The organism is Bacteriovorax sp. BSW11_IV (genome assembly GCF_000447755.1).
Classification (GTDB): Bacteria; Bdellovibrionota; Bacteriovoracia; order Bacteriovoracales; family Bacteriovoracaceae; genus BSW11-IV.
Genome location: NZ_AUNE01000030.1, coordinates 1 through 19,399, shown reverse-complemented (window position 1 = coordinate 19,399; position 19,399 = coordinate 1). Strand labels below are relative to the sequence as shown.

Genomic DNA, 19,399 nt, shown 5'->3' with positions numbered 1-19,399 from the left:
ACCCGTAACCTGTGTATTCTACATGAAACGGGTATTTTTGTCTACGCACAACGTAATTTCAATGAATTATGGAATCTTCCTCGCTGATGCCCCTGCCACCAAAATCGTGATCCGCATACTTGATTCGGTCATTCATTTCGTGATCAAAGCCAGGAATATTCTTAATATTGGCCACATTTCTAAAGATAGTATCGCATTTGTAACAAATCGCGATGGGCTTTAGTCTTCTGAAAAGAATAAAGTCAAAAAGATAGAGCACAATAAAAGGTGTAAATGAATAAGGAGCGTAAGGAGACAAGAACATCCATAACGACAAGAGGGCCGTGATTACAAAAAGCACAACCCCAAGCTTTCTATTGAAGTCTTTTTGTGAATAAAAGTCTTTTCTCTCACAACATGGACAATCTCTTAGGATTCCCTTGCTATGGTTTTCGTCAAATTTTACATCCACTTCTTTATTACAAATTCCACACTGGGCCTTTGAAGCACCAAGTGTTGGAAGAACGTGAATTCCTGAGCCACACTCAGGACATGTCATAGTAATTTCCATCATACTAACATTCCAAACTTAAAGAAGAGGTATCCTGAGATCAGCTCTCCGATAAAAACAAAAATTGTCATTGCGTATAAAACACCTGTAGCACTTTGCGTGCTTCTTAGGCAAACCAGTTTCCAAGTAAAGACGCTCATTGTGAAAATTATCACATATCCCCAAATATAGCGCATAAGAATCATAAGCCAATTAAAGGCATAGCCACCACCAAGCATTGTTCCTTCTGCAAGATAATCAGTGCTTAGATATGTTCCGTATGATGACCAAACTAATTTTACTGCGAAGATCGCCCACATCCACTTAAGAGACATTTTTAGAGGATCAACAGTTAGCTTAGGAACAACGAGATAGTAGTGACCAAGAACCATGGCATACGTGATGACACCAAGATATAGGGCCGAGCTTAAAATAAAAGCAAAGTGAGTTAAGTTACCAGCACTGAACTGGTGAACGGCCACAAGCCCTGCGATATTATGAAGAGCGTAGAGCATCCACATAAAAGGAGACTTATCATCTGCGTGTAGTTGGCGAATTAAAAGAAATGAAATGGCCCCAACGTAATATGCAATGGCCTCTAGATTTGTCGCATCACCATAGCTTGCATGAATGATGGCCGCAATAAAAGTGGCCCCAAGACAAACAGAGTTCACAAGTTTTTGAAAACCAGCTCCAGTTAATTTTGCAGGTGCGAAGTTATTAAAGACCCCTACCCCAAAACCAAGAGCGATAAGAAATGCTTGAGCAATTTTAATTATTTCTGCCATACCCTTTCCAAACAATTTGCATCGTACTGTCTTTTTAAATAATCCAAAAGTTGATCGATGAATTCATAATTAACTTCTGGTAGACGGCCTTTATATTTTTTTGATTTTTCAACATAATCAAATTCAAACCACTCTCCACAATCTGTGGGAAGGTCTGAAAAATTAGAAAAGAAGATATTTAAAAGGACGCTGCGATCTTTGAAGTCGTAGCGCAGAACTTTTAATTGATGGAACATTTCCAATGGAACATTCACCCCAACTTCTTCTTCCACTTCTCTTTTGCACGCTTCTACAGGAAGTTCGCCTTGCTCGATTTTTCCGCCAGGAAACTCAAGCAGACCATCAAGAGGGCCTGCCTCTCTTCTAACCTGCATCCATAATTTTGCACCCTTAGCATCAATATCTTTGACAAATAGAGCAATAGAAACAGGAATCATTTAGACCCGACCTTAATTAAGTGTGAAAAGATGTGTACTAGCTACCATATTCACCACATTCGGGCCATAGAAGCATGGATAAAAATAGCAAGGTGTGCTAATGATACGGGTCATGAAATCAATCCCTTATGGCCAAAAAGGCGCTCTTATTTTTGCTCCCATGGAAGGTGTTACGGATGAACCGTACCGCTTGGCCATGTCGCGTCTCTATCCAGAGTGGGATTACTATTCAACAGACTTTTACCGCGTCCCCACTGTGGGAAATATAAGTGTTAAAACTTTAAGAGAACATTTCGGTGAAAGTGTCTTCAAGAAAAATGAAATTCGCAAAAAAACCACTTATCAGATTCTGACAACAGCGAGAGCTCAGACAGAAGATGTTGTTCGCGCCATTAATGAACTTGATGTTGACCATCTCGATTTAAACCTCGGTTGTCCTTCAAAAAAAGTTAATGCTCATAGAGGTGGAGCCTATTTGCTTTCAGATCTTGATGAGCTTCGTCGTATCATTCGCATTATTAGACAAAATTTCGATCGAACCTTCACTGTCAAAATTCGTATCGGTTATCGAGATGATTCTAACTTTGTTGATCGCTTAAAACTTTTTGAAGACGAAGGTGTAGAGGCCATTACTTTGCACGCCCGCACTCGTGACCAACTCTATCAAGGTATTGCAGATTGGTCTTATATAAAAGAGGCCGTTAAGAATGTTTCTATTCCCGTTATCGGAAATGGAGATGTTTGGAATGTTCACGATGTCGTTCGCATGTTTGAAGAGTGTGGTTGTCACGCTATCATGATTGGACGTGGAGCTTTAAAAACGCCATGGCTTGCGACTTTGTATAAAGAATTTTCAAAAAACTTAGATTTTATCAGTGATGAGTATTTATTAAGTATTAGAACTGAACATCTACAACTTTATTTTCATGAACTTGAAAAAGAGTACCGTAAAGTAGAATTATCTGACGGACATATACTTAAACGTTTCAAATCTTTTTCACGTTATCTTTTTGATGATTATCAAGACGGTGAAAAAGTGCGAGGAAATTTTCTTAGAAGTGAGAATCTCTCTCAGTTCAAATATTTCCTCGACACCCTTTAATTCCTACAGACCGAAGTAAGCTTCTTCTTTCACTGAACTCATTTCTTCAAGAGTGATCAGTTTAATCATATTATTTATATCTCTATCGATATCAGTAATTCTCTCTACTCTTTCTCCGACTCGATAAGAAAGATCAGAACAAGTTTTTGTAACATGAGCAAGATGCTCATTTCTCCAAACTTCTTGAAACACCTTACCATCTGTCAATGTACGACTATTAACATATGCTGCATATTCCGTTTGAACACACATATCAATTTCAAAATTTCCTAGAAAAACAATTCCAAGGCCATTGAGAAAATCTACCATATAGTCATTCATTAATTCGGAAGAACCTTCTGCTTTTAAAGTATTGTAATATTCAACAAGAAAATCCATTTGTGTTTTTTTCAAATCCACAATCTTATGTTGGTTCTCTTTTACATATCCAATAAGATCATCTCTTAATTTCTTATCTAGTGAAACAAGAGCTCTTTCAAAATTCATTACTTCTTCAGGATTCTCGGTTGTCATTCTTGTATGATGAGTGACTCTCACTTCAAACACAGGAAGTCCTGATTCAAGAAATCCAGCAAGTGATACATTTGTTTCTTTGTCTGTGATGACTTCTTTTCTTTTTTCTAAGAGTGAAGTTTTCACATTGGCAACGATTTCTCTTACTCTTAATGCATCCAATTTGTCTTCAATTGTACTTAGCTTATTTGTTAAACCATCGAGACTTGCATAAGAATTGGCCATTAGTAGCATTGTCAAAAATATTGTTTTCATCTTTATATTCCTTTCTTAATTTTTTTTAATTATAAACAAGTCACAGATTCGATAACTCTCGTCCAATCTTTATTGATTTCGACAAGGCTTCCAAAGTCATTCAAAATTACTTTCTTAGATTCACCATCACTAAAATGGCGAATATCGATTAACTGACCTTTTCCTAGCGATCGACAAGCACCTAGAGCCGTTTCATTAGAAATAAAATAACCATCGAATTTAACAGTATGGTAAGTGATTGAACCGTCGGCATTTCTTTGTGCTGATTTAAATTTCACTTTGTCATTTTTAGCAAACTTAATCGTCTTTAATGCACTCGAAACAGATAAGTTCTTTTGAGCTTTTTTATAATTTGCCACATCGGCCAAAAAGCCTTCTTCTCCACTTTCATCAATTTCTTTTGCAAGATCGAGGATCTCATTTTGAAAGAGAGTTAATGAGAATCCATCAATGACATCCGAATCAAATAGCATATAAAAAATATCTTCATTGCCAGCCTGATTTGAAATTTTTCCAATTGTAATTGGAAGATCATAACTCTTAACTAGAGTTTCACGAGCGGCCTTTAGTATCGACATATTTTTAGATTTCTTCTCTAATTCTTTTTTTACAACGGCCTTAACTGTTAGTACGTTCAGTCTTTTAATCAGTTTTACGATATCCATAAATAGACCGCCTCTATAATTCATAAGCTCATCTTCAATACGAATTTTTGCTTGATGAGGTAGAGCTGAAAAATCTAGTTCTAATTTCGCCGATACAATCTCTTCATCATTCACAAGGTTCATTGGAATTGGTAATTGTGTCTTCCCACCTTCTTTATATCCGAGCTTCATATAAGCGTTTTTCAAGTGGCTTTGTGCCAGACGAAATGCATCGTTGTATTTTGCTTCAGATATTAGATTTTCAATTTTTCCGATATTCGAATTAATTGCCTCATAGTTTTTTGCAATTTGAGCTTCGATAGTAGAAGAGTCATTTGCCATTACTGGTTGTAAAGTAACTGCAAGGTTAAGCATCATTGCGATTAGTGGTAGTTTTGCGTTCATCGTGTTCTCCTATTTATTTGTTGTTGTCGTGATTCAAACATTGATTTAATGAACACAATTTACTGCAAATAATTTCTCTTCATCCTAAGAAGAACTAACAAGTATGAACCGAATAAAAGTCAAAAATTACGATGGGTTAGCTATTTCTGTAGACGTTTATACAGAAATTCAAAGAGGGCCAGATATAGAAGTGATCCTATTAAACAATAGAAAGGGGCCACATCACTGGCCACAAAACTCATGAGCGAGCAGTAGATAAAAGGGGCCAATGCCATTTTTATTTTTTCACCGTGATTAGGAGAAAGTTTCAAAGAAAATTCTCCTAAGAAGTGATCGAGATTAAAGACAAGTCTCATAAAAGAGAAACGATACTTTGGGTTTTGTATTCTTTCTTTTAGTCCAGGAGTCTCAATTGAGTAAGGCCATATATAACCTATATAGATAAAAAATCTCGCCATAATATCCATTGGAGTTAATTCAATAACTAGAACAAGTAATGCAAAAGGAGCTAGACCTCTGAGGTAATACTTATTTAATTCTGGATTGTTTTTAAAAAGATTTTTAAACATAGGCAAAAAAAAGGCGACCCGTGAAGGCCGCCTCTATTGAAAACTTTATTTTGCAACACCAATAGCTTTAGTCTCACGAACAACTGTAATTTTAATTGTTCCAGGGTAAGACATTTCTTCTTCGATCTTCTTTGCGATATCACGAGAAAGCATAACTGTTTGTTCATCATTGATTCTATCGTTTTCAACGAAGACTCTAACTTCACGTCCACCAGAGATAGCGTAAGACTTAGATACACCTTCGAAAGAGTTAACGATTTCTTCAATATCAGTTAGACGAGATACATAAGATTCCATCATTGCTTTACGAGCACCTGGGCGTGCACCTGAAAGGGCATCAGCAGCAGCTACAAGGTGAGCAAGAACAGATTCTGGTTTTTCATCGTCATGGTGAGCACGGATAGCGTGAACGATATCTGGTGATTCACCATATTTCTTAGCGAAGTCAGCACCGATAACGGCGTGAGAACCTTCAGCAGATGCATCAAGAACTTTACCAATATCGTGCATTAGTGCTGCTCTTCTTGCTTGCTTAACGTTTAATCCCATCTCAGCGGCCATAGCTCCACAAATAAATGCGGCCTCTAGTGCGTGCTGGTATTGGTTTTGAGTATATGAAGTTCTCCAGTTAAGAGCACCAATTAGCTTTAGGATTTCAGGGTGGATACCGTGAACACCAATTTCCATCTGTGCTTTTTCACCAAGAGTTAGAAGTTGTTTTTCAACTTCAGCTTTTGATTTATCGTGGAATTCTTCAATTTTTGCTGGGTGAATACGACCGTCAGCAATTAGTTTATTGATCGTAAGTCTTGCGATCTCACGTCTAACAACGTTGAAAGAAGAAATAACAACAACTTCTGGAGTATCATCGATAATTAAGTCAACACCACAAATTTGCTCGAAAGCTCTAATGTTACGACCTTCACGACCAATTAGACGACCTTTAACATCATCAGATGGTAGATCAACTGTTGAAATTGTTTTTTCAGCCACGTGCTCACCAGCAAATCTTTGAATAGCGATTCCGATGATTCTCTTTGCTTTATCCTCTGCAAGTTCTTTAGTTTCTTCTTCAATTTTCTGAAGTTCTTTCGCGAAATCAACGCGTGCATCTTCAGTCATTAGATCTAGAAGCTCTTGCTTCGCTTGCTCTTTAGTCATATTACTAATTTCACTTAGCTTAGCTGCAACTTCTTCTTGCTTTAACTTAAACTTTTCAGTCTCTCTGATAGCATCAAGCTTCTTATCATCTAGTTCTTTGTTTTTAAGCTCTAGTCTCTTTGTTTCTTTGTCTAGATCTTCAAGCTTTGTTTCGATTTTTGCTTCTTTCTTTGTAAGCTCACTTTCTTGCTCTTTAATCTCTTTTTGCTTTTTAGAAACATACTTATCTGCTTCTTCTTTTTCTTCCTTAGCAATTTCTTTGGCTTCTTTTCTTGCTTTGTACTGAATATCTGCTGCTTTTTTCTTCGCATCTTCGATGATTTCATCACCCTTAGCTGCTCTTTCTTTATCGACCTTTTGTGCTTGAAGGTGACGAACAATAAAACCTGCTCCCACACCAACAATCAAACAAAGGATCGAAGCTAAAATAACTTCTGTACCCATATATGTGATCTCCCTCTATTTAAGAACTTTAATTACGCTCGTTTCTGTGACAACAAAATCCATGAATGTGTCGTGTTCATCCATGGGAATCCCTGCCAAAACTTGCTCATCAAAGCATATCCCAATCTTTATATTATTATAGTTTTCTAAAAATTTATCGTAATGCCCTTTGCCTCTTCCTACTCTCTCTCCATTTCTTCCAAAAGCACGACCTGGAATTAGAAGGACATCAGGTAAACATATTTTCTTACTTTCATCTGGAGTAAATATCTTCACTCCAAATTTTTCGCTTTCATTTAATTCACTATACAAACTTTCTCTAAAACACATTTTATTTTCTGTGTAGTCTGGAAAAAGTGAAACAGCTTCAAGCTCTTCAAAGATCCCAATACAATCCACTTCATCAGCAAGTGGAGCATAAAGACCAATTTTAAAATTATTATGGATTTGAAAATGATCGCTTAAAAAGCGCACGAGATTTTTCGTTACTAGATTAGATTTTTTATCTAACTCTTCTTTATTAAAGAGAGAAAGTTTCTCTTTAATGAGAGCTCTTATCTGTTTTTTCAATAACAATCTCAATCACTTCATGCGAAAGAGAAACATAGAATTAGATTGTACTTGGAGAAACTTCTTCAATATAGTTAAGGGCATCTGTGGCGGCCCTACTCATTCTCATGACACTATCTTTAAACTCATCATCGAGAGTTAATTTATCTGAAGCAATCTTCAAAGCGGCAAGTACCGCTGTTTCTCCTGGTCCTAAGTTTGGGGCCTTCTTGCGAATGCTATCTATTTCAGCTTGCACCAATTCAACAATTCGTTCAGGCGCAATATCCCCATTACCTTCGTCGGCCTTCAGCCTGACGTTATAACCCAGTACGTTAAATTCTTTGACTTCTCTTTTGCTATCCATATTACTTAAAGGGTAATTCAAACCCTCATTACAGTCAATCAACTAGCGTTTTTTAAAAATCTAAAAGCGCATTTAAATATTCATCTAAACTGAATACATTGAGGTCTTCAACGTTCTCACCCACACCAATGTACGCTATTGGTACTTTTAACTGAGAAACGATAGACACAGCGCTCCCCGCTTTTGATGAACCGTCACACTTAGTAAAGATAAGACCAGTCAGCTCAAGTGCCTTATTAAACTCCTCGGCCTGACGAATGGCATTTTGACCCGTAATGGCATCAATAACCAATAATGTCTGGTGGGGAGCTGTTTCATCTAGCTTCTTAAGTACATTCTTTGACTTTGTTAACTCATCCATCAAATTTCCGGCCGTATGAAGACGTCCAGCTGTATCCAAAATACAATAGTCGGCCTTATCGTTGATGGCCTTTTGAAGAGCATCATAACCAACACCGCTTGGATTGGCCCCTTCACGTGCTCTAATCATTTCAGCTCCAGCACGCTCACACCATACTTGAAGTTGGTCCACTGCCGCGGCCCTAAAAGTATCACAAGCACCAACAACAACTTTCGCCCCTTGTGACGTTAATTTTGTCGCAAGCTTCCCAATCGTTGTCGTCTTACCTGCACCATTTACACCCACAACCATGATCACTTTTGTTTGACCACGTTTAGATTCATCAAATTTGTAAAGGTCACTGTCTACTTTATCTTGAATAGAGGCCATACGTCCTTTTAAGAACTCGTGTAAAAAGGCCTTGAATTCATCTTGCCCAAATGATCCTTCTTTCACTTTTTCCGATAGAGCATCAATGAGTTCAGCAACAGTTTTTGGACCGATGTCTGCGCTATAAAGCAGCTCTTCGATTTCTTCAAGAGTATCTTCATCAAGAACCTTGCCAGAAAAAATATTGCCGAGTTTCCCCCAAACTTCTTGGCGAGAACGCGAAAGTCCTTTTTTCAATCTGTCTGTCCAACTTGGACCTTCAGTTTTAACAGGCGCTTCAACAGTTTCTTCTACAAGTTCTTTCGCAACAACGACTTCTTCAACAACTTCTTCTACGATTTCTTTTGCAATTGGCCTTTCAACGATTGTTAAATCGGGCCTAGTTGTTTCAACAACTTCTTTCGCAGCTTCTTCTTTTTTAACAGGCGCTGGAATTGGAGTTGATTTAGTTTTTGTTTCAACTTTTTTTGAAGGAGTAACAAGTTGAGAAATAACGATGGCGAAGAGAAGAATTATGATACCAGCAATGGCATAAACTTGGTTTTCAGTGGCCGATATATCAAGGCCTAGATGAAGGTAAAGCGCTTGCAAATTAAGAAGTGCTTTGTACATAAACGATCCTTATTTTTAGGGAAAATTTCTTAGTGATGATATGTCATAGGCCCTATAAAAAAGCAACTTTTTCTTGCAATGCAAAAGTTCCTAAGTGTATAAACCCGCTATGAAAATTTCAAATAAATTACCCCTCTTTGATTTGTTGCAGGCCACAAGAAACTTTTTTCTAAATGACGCATTTATTGACGTGATGACGCCACCAATTGTTTCAAATCCAGGGATGGAAACTCATATTCATCCCTTTCAAGTCGGGCGGGCCATCAATAAAGAGTTACTTCCTCTCTACCTCCACACTTCGCCAGAATTTCACATGAAACAACTTCTAAGCGAGGGGTTCGAAAAGATTTTCACTCTCACTTACAGCTTTAGAGATGAGCCTAATTCTGAAACTCATAGACCACAATTTATAATGCTTGAGTGGTATCGCGCCCATGAACGCTATGAAAAGATCATGGACGATACAATTGAGCTTTTTGCCTTTTGCTGTGAATACTTAAAATCGAAGGGACACAAAATAGCTCAAGGTTATGAATCATTCACACCAACAAAGATGACGGTAAGTGAAATTGTTAAAGAATACTGCGGCTTCGAAATTCTAGACTACTTAGAAAAAGAAGATCTCTATAATCTTATCAGTGAAAAATATAAAGATATCCCGCTTGGTCCAATAAAAGACTATTCTTGGGACGATTTATTCTTTCTTTTCTTTTTAAATAAAGTTGAACCTCACTTCAAAGAGATTCCTTTTTTACTTCTTTACGAGTTTCCTCACCACTTAAGTGCCCTTTCAACATTAAAAGACAGTGACAACAGAGTGTGTGAACGATTTGAAGTTTACTGCCATGGGGTTGAACTTTGTAATTGTTTCAATGAGCTTACAGATATTGCAGAACAAAAAAGAAGATTTAAAAATCAGGCAAAAGAAAAAGAAGAACTATACCAATACTCTTTACCAGAAGCGACTCTCCTTTTTAATGCACTAGAAAAAGGACTTCCAAGAGCGAGTGGAATCGCCCTTGGAGTAGAAAGAATGCTAAAAGTAATTCTTGGTTTAGAGAATCCGTTTTACGACTAAGCGCCGTTAATTGAATTCATAAGCAGATGAAGCTTAAGAATGACCTCTGATTTAACAAATTGAGAAGGGACTTGTTTTGCCCATTCATAATGTTTTTTTGCAGAAGTATTTTGTCTCACTTTAGAAGTAAAACGCACTCTATAATCTTTTGCCATATCCGCAGAAAAAACAGCATACCACTTATAAAAATCTTCTTTATCTTTCATATAAAGAGCATCGACGATCTCTAGGGTTTTTTCGACGACTACTCTTTTAAGCATATAGAAATTTGTTTGTAGCAAAGTATCTTTCGTTGTTTTTCGATCTAAATATTTTCCGAAGTAATTAATAACAAAGATGGCCAACTCTTCTTTAGTCTCCTTATCATAGTTTTCAAGACCTCTGTAGGTATCATCTAGAACAAGTGCTCTATAAACACCCTCACGATTTGCCCCCTGATTCATAACATTCATCCACTTTGCGAGTTCATCTCCATTAATTTGAGCTCCTCTAACTAAAGTAAATGCTTCTTCTAAAAAAGCAGCGTTGTAGCGCTCAAGGTCTTCTTGCTTAAACTTATTCTCTTCCTTTTCTCTATTATAAGAATCAGTCGATTTTGCATTTGCTGTCACAGTTGGGATCGCTGGTAGTGCGAATTCACTTTCGCCTTCTCCAAAAATTTTAGTCGTAAGATCACTTCCTAAAAACTTTTCACTGTACCCTCTTACAGTATCTAAAAAGTTGGCTTCACTGTTAAAGGCCAGCAGGCACAACATAATTGCTAATTTATTTTTCAAAACGATCCTCCATGAAATTCATTATGCGATAAAAAGTATTCGATGATATTTTTAACGTTCTTATTGTATCTCTTACATTCCCTTTATTTTCTAAAAGGGCATTCTTTACCACTTGTCCTTCAATCAGCTTCACAAGGCTTGCAAGACCAAATTCTTGTGCATACTCTTTCAGTTGTTTATTAACTAAAAGCTCTAGACTTTGTTTTTTATAATTCAAAATCTCTGAAGGTAATTCTTTCGAAGTGATTCTTGCATTTAATGATGCCAAAAATTTATCGAGCACACCATTAAGCTCCCTCATATTCCCTGGCCAAGGATAACTAAACAGCTTATCCATCACCTCTTCATCAATTAGAATCTTTCTTGCAGAGTTTATGAGTTTAAATTGTATATAATGTTCTATATCTTGCTTGCGACCTCTAAGAGCTGGGATCTCCAGAGACAAACCTTTTATTCTAAAATACAAGTCTTTTCTGAATTTTGAATTTTGAACATCGCTCTCTAAAGAATCACAAGTCGCACTTATAAGAAAGAAATCAGACTTCCTCTCTTTAGTTTCACCAACACGTGAGAAAGTTCCTTCTTCTAAAACCTTTAGTAGCTTCTGTTGAATTTTCTCAGATATAGATGCTATTTCATCCAAAAAGAGAGTTCCTCCATGGGCAAGTTCGATTTTTCCAACTTTATCTTCTAAGGCACCAGTAAATGAGCCTTTGGCGTGGCCAAAAAGTTCAGACTCTAGCAAAGACTCATTTAATTCAGCACAATTAATATGAATAAAAGAATCTTTCTCCTTATATAGTGTTTTATGAATAAGGTATGCCAAATGTGTTTTTCCCACACCTGTTTCACCCAAAAGAAGAAGCGGCCTTTTCGATAGAAGTGAATTTTCCATCTGTTTTAATTCTTCTAAGAACACAGGCGAACTAATAAAGAGCTTCGACGAAATCTCTTTATCGAATTTTGAACTCAAATTAAAAGACATTCGCTCGCACAAAGCGTCCATGGCATTTTTAGTAAATGGTTTTACGAGATAATCTATCGCCCCAAGATCATAGGCCTTTTTAATAAGATCCAATTCTTCATGGCCAGAAAATACACAACTTGGCACTTTATCTTTAAGCGCCTCAACAACCTGCAAACCTATCAACTCTTTTTCGAGATCAAGATCAACAAGGGCCCAATCATAATTAAGTGAAGATAATGTCTCGAACTTTGAAAAACTATCTATAATTTGGACAGTTATTTTCTTATTTCGAAAATACTCTTCTAAAACTTTTTGAATAGTTACATTGTCTTCAACGATGAGAACTCTCATAGATATACCTACCACTTCTTTGTGAGCATGATTCATAATCGGCAGATATCAATAATTTATCACCTCTTACCCCACAAATTTTTGGCAATCGGCACTCCCTTCCCCTAGGCAAAATTTTCTAACCTTCTGATTTTTCAATCAAAATAAATCTTTCTAAAACTTTATTCGTTACATGTCGATAATATGTACATGAAGACGATAAATGGAATTATTTCGACATTTTTGGTTTTAGTTTTGGTTACGGGATGTATGCCGGACAGCCTTACTAAATTTAAGGAAAACCCTGTAAAAGATGTTCCTGTGACATCAGGAGGTACGGACGAACCAGATCCTTGCGTTGAAGGCTCTGATCCGATTTGTACACCACCTGTGGATTTCGCTTATCCAAGCACAGACTTGCAATACACCATTGGAACAGAAGTTACTGATAGCCTTGTTCCAACTGTTATCGGTGGACTAGTTGGTGTTGAAAATTATCTCTCATATTCCATTACTCCCGTTCCTTCAACTAACCCAACATTAAAAAATGCAACAGGATTGAATTTTGATACAAAAACTGGTGAGATTTCTGGTTTTGTTACAAAGTACTCTCCATCGACAAGCCAATACCTTGTTACTTTGAAACACACTAATCCTGATGATGGGACAATTTCAACTGTGGGTAACCCTGTTACTCTAACTATCGCAACAGGATCTGAGCTAAAAACTCTTTCTCTAAACGTAAGCGTTACGTGTGCAGCTATTTCTGGTTCATGTTTAGCTGTTGGCCAACAACTTAATGATCTCAAGTATTACGATTTGACTGTAGGCTCTGTAACTCCTTTTAGTGTTAACCAAAAGATTATTTCAAATCTTGGAACAAAAGGTGTCATTACTGCAATTGATACAGCAACTAAAACTTTAAGAGTTAAGCTAACAAACTCAAAAATGGGATTTGCTATTGGTGAATCTCTAGATAATTCTCTTGCGGCCACTGAGCCTGTTTATATTTCACCAAAAGCAACTATCGCTGATTCAGTATTCACTATTGTTAATAGTGCAACTTATCCAGACATCAGCTATGCAATTAGCCCGACAGTTGGCTATGGTTCAGCCCTCGATACTGCCAATGGTGAAAACACTGCTATTTTGTATTTAATAGCTCCTCCTCTTTCTGAGCAATATGCTTACGATATCGACGGAGACAATATCTATGATGCTGGCGAAGTCATTCCTTCACCTGCTTCATTAACAGGTCTCTTTACAATTAGAACTCCTACAGTTGGTGATACTCTTAGTGCAAGAGAGTTCACTTATTCTGTATATCACAGCGCTCTTAAGTCGAGTCTTTCAACAAATGTAAAAATTAAAGTTGAAGGGGTAACAGGGGTTGTTGCTAATGGGAGAATCTTCTACCCTACTTCTGATGGCGACAGACTTGTCCTAGATGTTGCTAATGCTACAAACTTTGTGGCCGGTGGAAATCTTACAGTAAATTCTACGGCCGCTGCTGATCCAACATACACAGTTGACTATGTTTATAATAATAGAATTTATGCCACTTCAAATTGTGGTGGAATTTGTGAGGACTCAGTTCTTGCAGGACAAAGTGTAGACAACGCTGCAACTTTTGTTGCTTCTGAAACGACTATTACTTCGGCCCATGTTATTCGTAACAATCAAGTTTCTTTTACATCTATTGAGCCTGGTCTAGATACTGATCTGGCCCAACTTAATGATGAAAGAAATATGACTTTCTCAATTGATCCAGACATTAGTGCTCTCGATCCTAAGTTAAAGTTTCAAGTGAAGTCTGAATGTTCTAATGGTTCATACATTACACGCTCAACGTGTACAGGTGCAGGTGCAACTTGGTTTGCAGGTGGTTCTATTAGAGCTATCAACAATACACCTCCATTCAATATCATCGCACCTCAAGAGTTCACAATTAGTGCTGATACAAATGACGCGAGAACAGTAACAACTAAACTTAAATTTGGTATGGGTGAAATTCCTTCTGCTCTGGCCTCTACTCAAATGGCACTATTAAAAGTTTCTAATACAACAAAATTCCAAGAGGGAGATGTTATTACTTCTTCTTCAGATGGTATCGCTAGAAAAGGAAAAGGATTTGTTCGTCGTGTATTTAGTACCCAAAAATACATCGTTGTAGAAATCGAATCTGGTACTTTCGAAGCTGGAGACAGCTTGAACAATAGACTTTATGTCGGAACAAGCTTTGGTGGAGAATTAGCGACTATTAATGCTAATGGTGTGACTAAATTTTCATCACTTCTCATGCTTACTGATACAGCACAAAACTTTGCCGTTAACGATCAAGTGACTCAAGGTGGAAATTCTGGATATGTCGTTTTTGATTTTGATGACTCAGGTACAGAGTATGTCTTTGTAACAACTTCATCTGGAAATTTTGCGACAGGCACAAGTATCTCAAATGGAACAGTTTCTAAAACAGTAAACAATGTTCTTGCTGTAAACGTTATTGTAACTGCAGCAACAACTCCTGGAGCGGCCTTTGTTCTTGGTGGAGACCTTGCTGTTGCAGATTCAACAGGTTCAACTCACCTAGCAAGTGCTTATACAAATGATATCAATGGAAACGATCTCTATTTAACGACAAGAAAAGGTATTATTGGGTTCGGTAATAGAGTTTATTCCACAAACCCTCTTGATGCGGCCAGAGTCGCTCCATCATTTGTTTCAGTAAATACAGTTGCTCATGAGCAAGCTTTCTACCTTTATAGAGGTGTTGAATCATCTATTAATTTAACGTCTCTACTTGGTGGTGCAAGCGGTAACCAAAAATATGTAATTTCACCTGCTCTACCAAATGGTTTATCTATTCCAGATGAAACAAGTGGTCTCATTTCAGGAAGTGCCCTAAGTGCTTCTGAGAAGAAGAGCTATACTGTGACACTAATGAATGATTATGGTTTTGAATCAAATTCTTTTGAACTAGAAGTTATAGAATACTTCGAAATTAAGGCCATTACTGAAAATACAACTTATGTGGCCCACAAATGGGGTTACGGAAATGCTCGCACAAGTTGTCGTGTAACAAAATCACAAATTGAAAATGCTACTTCAACTAAAGACACTGATATTATCTGTTATATCGATGCAAATGAAGGTGAGATCAATATCAGTGGATTAAAGATTGATGTAAACGCAGGTCCTGATTTATGTTCTACCATGCTTCACGAACCGTATTTCTTTGAAAACTTCCCAATCGTCGATACGAATGAGACAGTTCTTCAATATACAGGAAGTACGACTGACAACGCATGTGTGGTTCGATTCCAACAAGCTGATTTCAACCCAGCATATTCAGGGTCAGAACTCCCAGCGTTTACAAGAACAAACTACCAAGCACTAAACATCACTGGTCCAGATAAAATGTGTGGTGGTAACTACTCACAATCAATTAGCTCTGATCTTCCAAACTGTGACATTGGTAGTGTACGAGTAATTGAAATGCAAGCCTTAGCAAGCTGTTCAAACTCGACATTTACTGATGAAGCATCTTGTACTGGTGGTGGAGCAACTTGGTCATGTGAAATCACAGAGGCCGATGAATCTACAACTCAATGTGGTGGTGAAATCTCTAAATGTGTAGATGGTGGTATCGACAACGTACTATCTGCGGCAAATATTAACAACGGTATCAGATCTCAACAAGTTGGTTTCTCAACAGGAACTACTGCGAGCAAAGAATACGACTATACTTTAAAAGCTTCTGAAGTAGTTACAACTTCAAACATCAGAATGACAAACTACTCTAGTAGATATTGTGGTGTGGCCAATGGTTATGAAGCTGAATTTAGAAAGTCTGTTCTTTATAGAGATGATCTGTTCACGAGAGGACAAAACGCTTACGTTTATACATGTCGTGACTCTGCCAACGCGCCTCTTGCAAGAGTACACTTGTACGTAAGAGATTGGAACGACAAGTTTACAATGGCCAATGATATCGAATCTTTCATTCCAGCAACTCTCATGGATGCAACTGGTACGGATGGATTTGGAGTTGAGATTAATAACAACTATGACCTTGATGACTACTTCTTTGGAACAGACACGGCATTTAACTGTGCCGGTGCAACACCAGTAATTTCTGGTGCTGATATTTCAAATGCAGGTTTGAGTATAGATGGAGAAAATGGTCAGCAAAGAGTGAAACTAAATGCTGCCGCCACTCGTAACTTCTACGATATTGACGGCGCAGGTACTCGATTAGTTGCTGGACAGAAAATTACGATCGCAGGAAATGATTACGTTATTATGGTTATTCATAACAACAGCAACCTCGATGTAAATATCCCTCTTGCTGATGACTATGCTGGCGAAGTGCCGTCATTCCCACAAGGGTTTATCTACCCACTAATTGGCGGTCGCTAATTAGTAAACGATTCTTCCAACTAAATCATAATCTAGAACTTCGGTGATCTCGACTTTTACGAGATCACCCTGTTCAACCTCAATCCCATTAAGGTCGTTGATAATCACGTTTCCATCGATATCTGGAGCTTGTCCAAAGTGACGACCTTGAATTAGAAGCTCAGTCTCAGGGTGTTCCCCTTCGATGAGAACTTCTATTGTCTTACCAAGGAACTCTTGGTTTAGCTCTCTTGCGATTTCTCTTTGAGTTTCATAAAGCTCGTCAAAACGATCTTCAATAACTTCTTGAGGTACTTTTTCTTTTAGTTTAAATGCAGGAGTTCCCTCTTCATCAGAATAACGGAATATCCCAAGGTGGTTAAAACGAGCTGTTTTAACGCCCTCTAGAAGCTCTTGGAAGTCTTCTTCTGTCTCACCAGGAAATCCAACGATGATTGAAGTTCTAATAACGATACCAGGAATTCTCTCTCTAAGTTTGGCAATTCTTTCGTGAATTTTTGCTCCAGTAATCTTTCTGTTCATTCTCTTAAGAACGTTGTCAGCAAAGTGTTGCACTGGCATATCAAGGTACTTACATACCTTTGCAGATGTCGCCATTTTTTCAATAACTTCATCTGTTAATTCATCTGGATAGAAGTAGAATAGTCTTACCCAATCAACACCCTCAACAGACTCTAATCCACCAAGAAGGTTAAAAAGATTGTTGTTTTCATCTAGGTCTACACCGTAATCTGAAAGGTCTTGAGAAATTAGATTAAGCTCTCTAACTCCATTTGCCGCTAATTGTTCAGCTTCTTTTACAAGAGACTCAACAGATCGTGATCTTAGTCTTCCTCTAAGTTTTGGAATAATACAGAAAGTACAATTTCTGTTACATCCCTCAGAAATTTTCAACCATGCTGTATAGAATGGTGATGTATTTAATCTTGGATCAAATTCTGTATGAATGAATTTTGGAATTTCTACGAATGATTTTTTCTCAAGTTTGTTATCTTCAAGGGCGCGAAGAAGTGGAACAATTTTATTGTACTCACCTGTACCGATGAACATATCTACTTCTGGAATACTTCTTTCAAGCTCGTCAGAATATCTTTGGGCCATACATCCAGAAACAACAAGGGCCTTACATCTTCCAACGTCTTCATTTTTAAAGTCGGCCAGTTCTAAAATCGTATCAATACTTTCTTTTTTTGAGGCCTCAATAAATGAGCATGTATTAACAACAATAACTTCAGCATCATAGGCCTCTTGAACAATTGAGAAACCATCTAGGCCCATATAGCCAAGCATAACCTGAGAATCTACTAAGTTTTTAGAGCAACCAAGAGAAGAAAAGTACACAGTCTTATCAAGAAACTTCTTCGTTTCTGGTGCATCAATTTGAGTCGTCATTTTTTGCCTCTTAAATAATGATAAAGATTTAAACCTTTTTAATACAGATCCGACCTATTTTCAAAACCCTATGAAGAAATTATGCAATAACCGACTGCATTAATTTGTTAAATTTCAAAGATTTATCAAACTCTTCCAGAATCTGTGCTAAAATAAACATCGTGGTTTTGCACAAAAACAAGGAGGATTTGTGCATCTTCAAATAATTGTTATTTTGCTCTGTCTTGTTGGCTGCTCCCATATTGGTGGCGTAAAAGCTCCTGAAAGAGAACATACCCTAGAACTTGCTAAGAACAATTCATTCGAAGATCTCGATGAGTCAGAGACTATTGCCTTAAAATACTTAAAAGCACAAGAGAAGACTTTCGAGAGCTGCATGTATTTAACAGAGATCGCTGGCAATAAAGAGTTTCCTCTTAGCGAATTGGCCAAAATTAAGTCTCTTGAAATTTGTGACTTCCCTCCTGAAAAACTCACAGAGATCTGGCAACAAAAAGCAACTGTTCCAAAGTGGCTTGAAAAGAGATTTGTTGAAACATCACTAGAGCTTGCCAAGCATTTTAGCATGAGCAGCTTTATCGCCGATTTTACAATTGATTACCTAAGCTTTTTAAAACTTCAAAAAGAAAAAGAAGAGGCCATATATGCGGCACTTACTTTTGCTAGAAAGGCCAAGGATAGAGATTCTGCTTTAAAGCTCGAAGAGAAGCTCTATCAAGTTTCACCTCGTTTAAAGAAGTTTTATACGGATAGCGATCTATATGAGATTGCTCGTGACTTTGAGAAAAATAGAAGCTTCACAAAGGCCCGTCGTCTTTATAATAAAATCATCCACGGACGCCAGTTTTCAATTGATGAAAAAATGAAAGCTTGGGGTCGCTATAGACTTTCGTACAAAATAGAAAGAGATAAGAAAACCTATCTTGCTTATACTGAGAGAATGGTTAGTTTTTTGAAAAAAGAGTACAAAAAAACGAAAGATCAAAAGACACTTAATTATCTCATCGATGGCATGATTACTCTTTCTAGAGCGCAGTGGACTGAGCACCAAGCAGGAACAGCTCAAAAGACGCTAGAATCTCTACTTCGAAATTATACTGTAGATAAAGAGAATATGGCGCTTACTTACTGGTTAATTGGATCGATTAGACTAGAAGCAAAAGATTATAATCAATCAACTAGCTTCTTTGAAAAGGCGATTGCCCTAAATCCAAAGAGTGAAACAATAACTTGGAGCTTAGGTTGGAATTACTACACAGTTAAAGACGATCAAAAACTCGTTAATATTTTTGAGACTTATTTGAAAGAGACAAATGATGATTCACAAAGATT

Annotated in this window: 17 protein-coding genes; 4 read left to right on the top strand and 13 right to left on the bottom strand. The window is 37.3% G+C overall.

Going from position 1 to position 19,399, the window contains the following annotated elements:
- Positions 1 to 58: 58 nt before the first annotated feature.
- The 3 genes from M899_RS08555 to M899_RS08545 are packed head-to-tail and all read right to left on the bottom strand — an operon-like array spanning position 59 to position 1,754.
- On the bottom strand, positions 59 to 553 hold the full coding sequence (locus tag M899_RS08555) for a hypothetical protein (protein ID WP_034728594.1): 495 nt from the start codon (positions 551 to 553) through the stop codon (positions 59 to 61).
- Positions 550 to 1,317: a hypothetical protein gene (locus tag M899_RS08550; protein ID WP_021271043.1), complete on the bottom strand. Its 768-nt coding sequence runs from the start codon at positions 1,315 to 1,317 to the stop codon at positions 550 to 552. The genes M899_RS08555 and M899_RS08550 overlap by 4 nt, the downstream gene beginning before the upstream one ends.
- Positions 1,305 to 1,754 carry an NUDIX domain-containing protein gene (locus tag M899_RS08545; protein ID WP_021271110.1) on the bottom strand — a complete coding sequence of 150 codons (450 nt, stop codon included), beginning with the start codon at positions 1,752 to 1,754 and terminating at the stop codon, positions 1,305 to 1,307. Before M899_RS08545 ends, M899_RS08550 begins: the two co-directional genes overlap by 13 nt.
- A 100-nt stretch (positions 1,755 to 1,854) precedes the next feature.
- Between M899_RS08545 and M899_RS17680 the strand changes: the two genes are divergently transcribed.
- Positions 1,855 to 2,856, top strand: coding sequence for a tRNA-dihydrouridine synthase family protein (locus M899_RS17680; protein WP_081653771.1), 1,002 nt, complete (start codon positions 1,855 to 1,857; stop codon positions 2,854 to 2,856).
- Positions 2,857 to 2,859: 3 nt separating this feature from the next.
- Here the strand turns inward: M899_RS17680 and M899_RS08535 are convergent, their stop codons facing one another.
- The 7 genes from M899_RS08535 to ftsY form a co-directional block, all read right to left on the bottom strand.
- Positions 2,860 to 3,624: a hypothetical protein gene (locus M899_RS08535; RefSeq protein WP_021271049.1), complete on the bottom strand. Its 765-nt coding sequence runs from the start codon at positions 3,622 to 3,624 to the stop codon at positions 2,860 to 2,862.
- Positions 3,625 to 3,653: 29 nt separating this feature from the next.
- Complete coding sequence (locus M899_RS08530) at positions 3,654 to 4,673, bottom strand: hypothetical protein (RefSeq protein ID WP_021271076.1); 1,020 nt, start codon at positions 4,671 to 4,673, stop codon at positions 3,654 to 3,656.
- Positions 4,674 to 4,813: 140 nt separating this feature from the next.
- Positions 4,814 to 5,242 (bottom strand): hypothetical protein, encoded by a 429-nt coding sequence (locus M899_RS08525; RefSeq protein WP_021271053.1) that lies wholly within the window; start codon positions 5,240 to 5,242, stop codon positions 4,814 to 4,816.
- A 45-nt stretch (positions 5,243 to 5,287) separates the two neighbouring features.
- Positions 5,288 to 6,847, bottom strand: a complete 1,560-nt coding sequence (rny, locus tag M899_RS08520; protein WP_021271107.1) for a ribonuclease Y — start codon at positions 6,845 to 6,847, stop codon at positions 5,288 to 5,290.
- A 15-nt stretch (positions 6,848 to 6,862) separates the two neighbouring features.
- On the bottom strand, positions 6,863 to 7,417 hold the full coding sequence (locus M899_RS08515; RefSeq protein WP_034728588.1) for a 5-formyltetrahydrofolate cyclo-ligase: 555 nt from the start codon (positions 7,415 to 7,417) through the stop codon (positions 6,863 to 6,865).
- Between the two features lie 40 nt (positions 7,418 to 7,457).
- A complete protein-coding gene (zapA, locus tag M899_RS08510) occupies positions 7,458 to 7,763 on the bottom strand; it encodes a cell division protein ZapA (RefSeq protein ID WP_021271094.1) in 306 nt (101 codons plus the stop codon).
- 52 nt (positions 7,764 to 7,815) lie between these two features.
- Positions 7,816 to 9,105, bottom strand: coding sequence for a signal recognition particle-docking protein FtsY (ftsY, locus tag M899_RS08505; protein WP_021271048.1), 1,290 nt, complete (start codon positions 9,103 to 9,105; stop codon positions 7,816 to 7,818).
- A 109-nt stretch (positions 9,106 to 9,214) separates the two neighbouring features.
- Between ftsY and M899_RS08500 the strand changes: the two genes are divergently transcribed.
- Positions 9,215 to 10,183 carry an amino acid--tRNA ligase-related protein gene (locus M899_RS08500; protein WP_021271080.1) on the top strand — a complete coding sequence of 323 codons (969 nt, stop codon included), beginning with the start codon at positions 9,215 to 9,217 and terminating at the stop codon, positions 10,181 to 10,183.
- Here the strand turns inward: M899_RS08500 and M899_RS08495 are convergent.
- A complete protein-coding gene (locus tag M899_RS08495; protein ID WP_034728585.1) occupies positions 10,180 to 10,959 on the bottom strand; it encodes a hypothetical protein in 780 nt (259 codons plus the stop codon). The genes M899_RS08500 and M899_RS08495 overlap by 4 nt on opposite strands.
- The gene (locus M899_RS08490; protein ID WP_034728581.1) at positions 10,949 to 12,313 is read right to left on the bottom strand and encodes a sigma-54-dependent transcriptional regulator; all 1,365 of its coding nucleotides are present in this window, start codon (positions 12,311 to 12,313) and stop codon (positions 10,949 to 10,951) included. Before M899_RS08490 ends, M899_RS08495 begins: the two co-directional genes overlap by 11 nt.
- A 153-nt stretch (positions 12,314 to 12,466) precedes the next feature.
- Between M899_RS08490 and M899_RS08485 the strand changes: the two genes are divergently transcribed.
- Entirely contained in the window at positions 12,467 to 16,675 is a 4,209-nt protein-coding gene (locus tag M899_RS08485) for a hypothetical protein (protein WP_155897157.1), read from the top strand.
- Here M899_RS08485 and rimO read toward each other — a convergent pair whose 3' ends face one another.
- The gene (gene rimO / locus M899_RS08480) at positions 16,676 to 18,067 is read right to left on the bottom strand and encodes a 30S ribosomal protein S12 methylthiotransferase RimO (protein ID WP_021271075.1); all 1,392 of its coding nucleotides are present in this window, start codon (positions 18,065 to 18,067) and stop codon (positions 16,676 to 16,678) included.
- Positions 18,068 to 18,257: 190 nt separating this feature from the next.
- Between rimO and M899_RS08475 the strand changes: the two genes are divergently transcribed.
- On the top strand, positions 18,258 to 19,399 hold a 1,142-nt coding region (locus M899_RS08475; RefSeq protein WP_021271063.1), incomplete at its 3' end, for a tetratricopeptide repeat protein.

What these genes read in the sequence shown, in the direction of transcription:
- rny (WP_021271107.1), bottom strand. Translation starts at nt 6,847, where the DNA reads ATGGGTACAGAAGTTATTTTAGCTTCGATCCTTTGTTTGATTGTTGGT.
- M899_RS17680 (WP_081653771.1), top strand. Translation starts at nt 1,855, where the DNA reads ATGATACGGGTCATGAAATCAATCCCTTATGGCCAAAAAGGCGCTCTT.
- M899_RS08535 (WP_021271049.1), bottom strand. Translation starts at nt 3,624, where the DNA reads ATGAAAACAATATTTTTGACAATGCTACTAATGGCCAATTCTTATGCA.
- M899_RS08485 (WP_155897157.1), top strand. Translation starts at nt 12,467, where the DNA reads ATGAAGACGATAAATGGAATTATTTCGACATTTTTGGTTTTAGTTTTG.
- ftsY (WP_021271048.1), bottom strand. Translation starts at nt 9,105, where the DNA reads ATGTACAAAGCACTTCTTAATTTGCAAGCGCTTTACCTTCATCTAGGC.
- M899_RS08530 (WP_021271076.1), bottom strand. Translation starts at nt 4,673, where the DNA reads ATGAACGCAAAACTACCACTAATCGCAATGATGCTTAACCTTGCAGTT.
- zapA (WP_021271094.1), bottom strand. Translation starts at nt 7,763, where the DNA reads ATGGATAGCAAAAGAGAAGTCAAAGAATTTAACGTACTGGGTTATAAC.
- M899_RS08500 (WP_021271080.1), top strand. Translation starts at nt 9,215, where the DNA reads ATGAAAATTTCAAATAAATTACCCCTCTTTGATTTGTTGCAGGCCACA.
- M899_RS08545 (WP_021271110.1), bottom strand. Translation starts at nt 1,754, where the DNA reads ATGATTCCTGTTTCTATTGCTCTATTTGTCAAAGATATTGATGCTAAG.
- M899_RS08550 (WP_021271043.1), bottom strand. Translation starts at nt 1,317, where the DNA reads ATGGCAGAAATAATTAAAATTGCTCAAGCATTTCTTATCGCTCTTGGT.
- M899_RS08555 (WP_034728594.1), bottom strand. Translation starts at nt 553, where the DNA reads ATGATGGAAATTACTATGACATGTCCTGAGTGTGGCTCAGGAATTCAC.
- rimO (WP_021271075.1), bottom strand. Translation starts at nt 18,067, where the DNA reads ATGACGACTCAAATTGATGCACCAGAAACGAAGAAGTTTCTTGATAAG.
- M899_RS08525 (WP_021271053.1), bottom strand. Translation starts at nt 5,242, where the DNA reads ATGTTTAAAAATCTTTTTAAAAACAATCCAGAATTAAATAAGTATTAC.
- M899_RS08490 (WP_034728581.1), bottom strand. Translation starts at nt 12,313, where the DNA reads ATGAATCATGCTCACAAAGAAGTGGTAGGTATATCTATGAGAGTTCTC.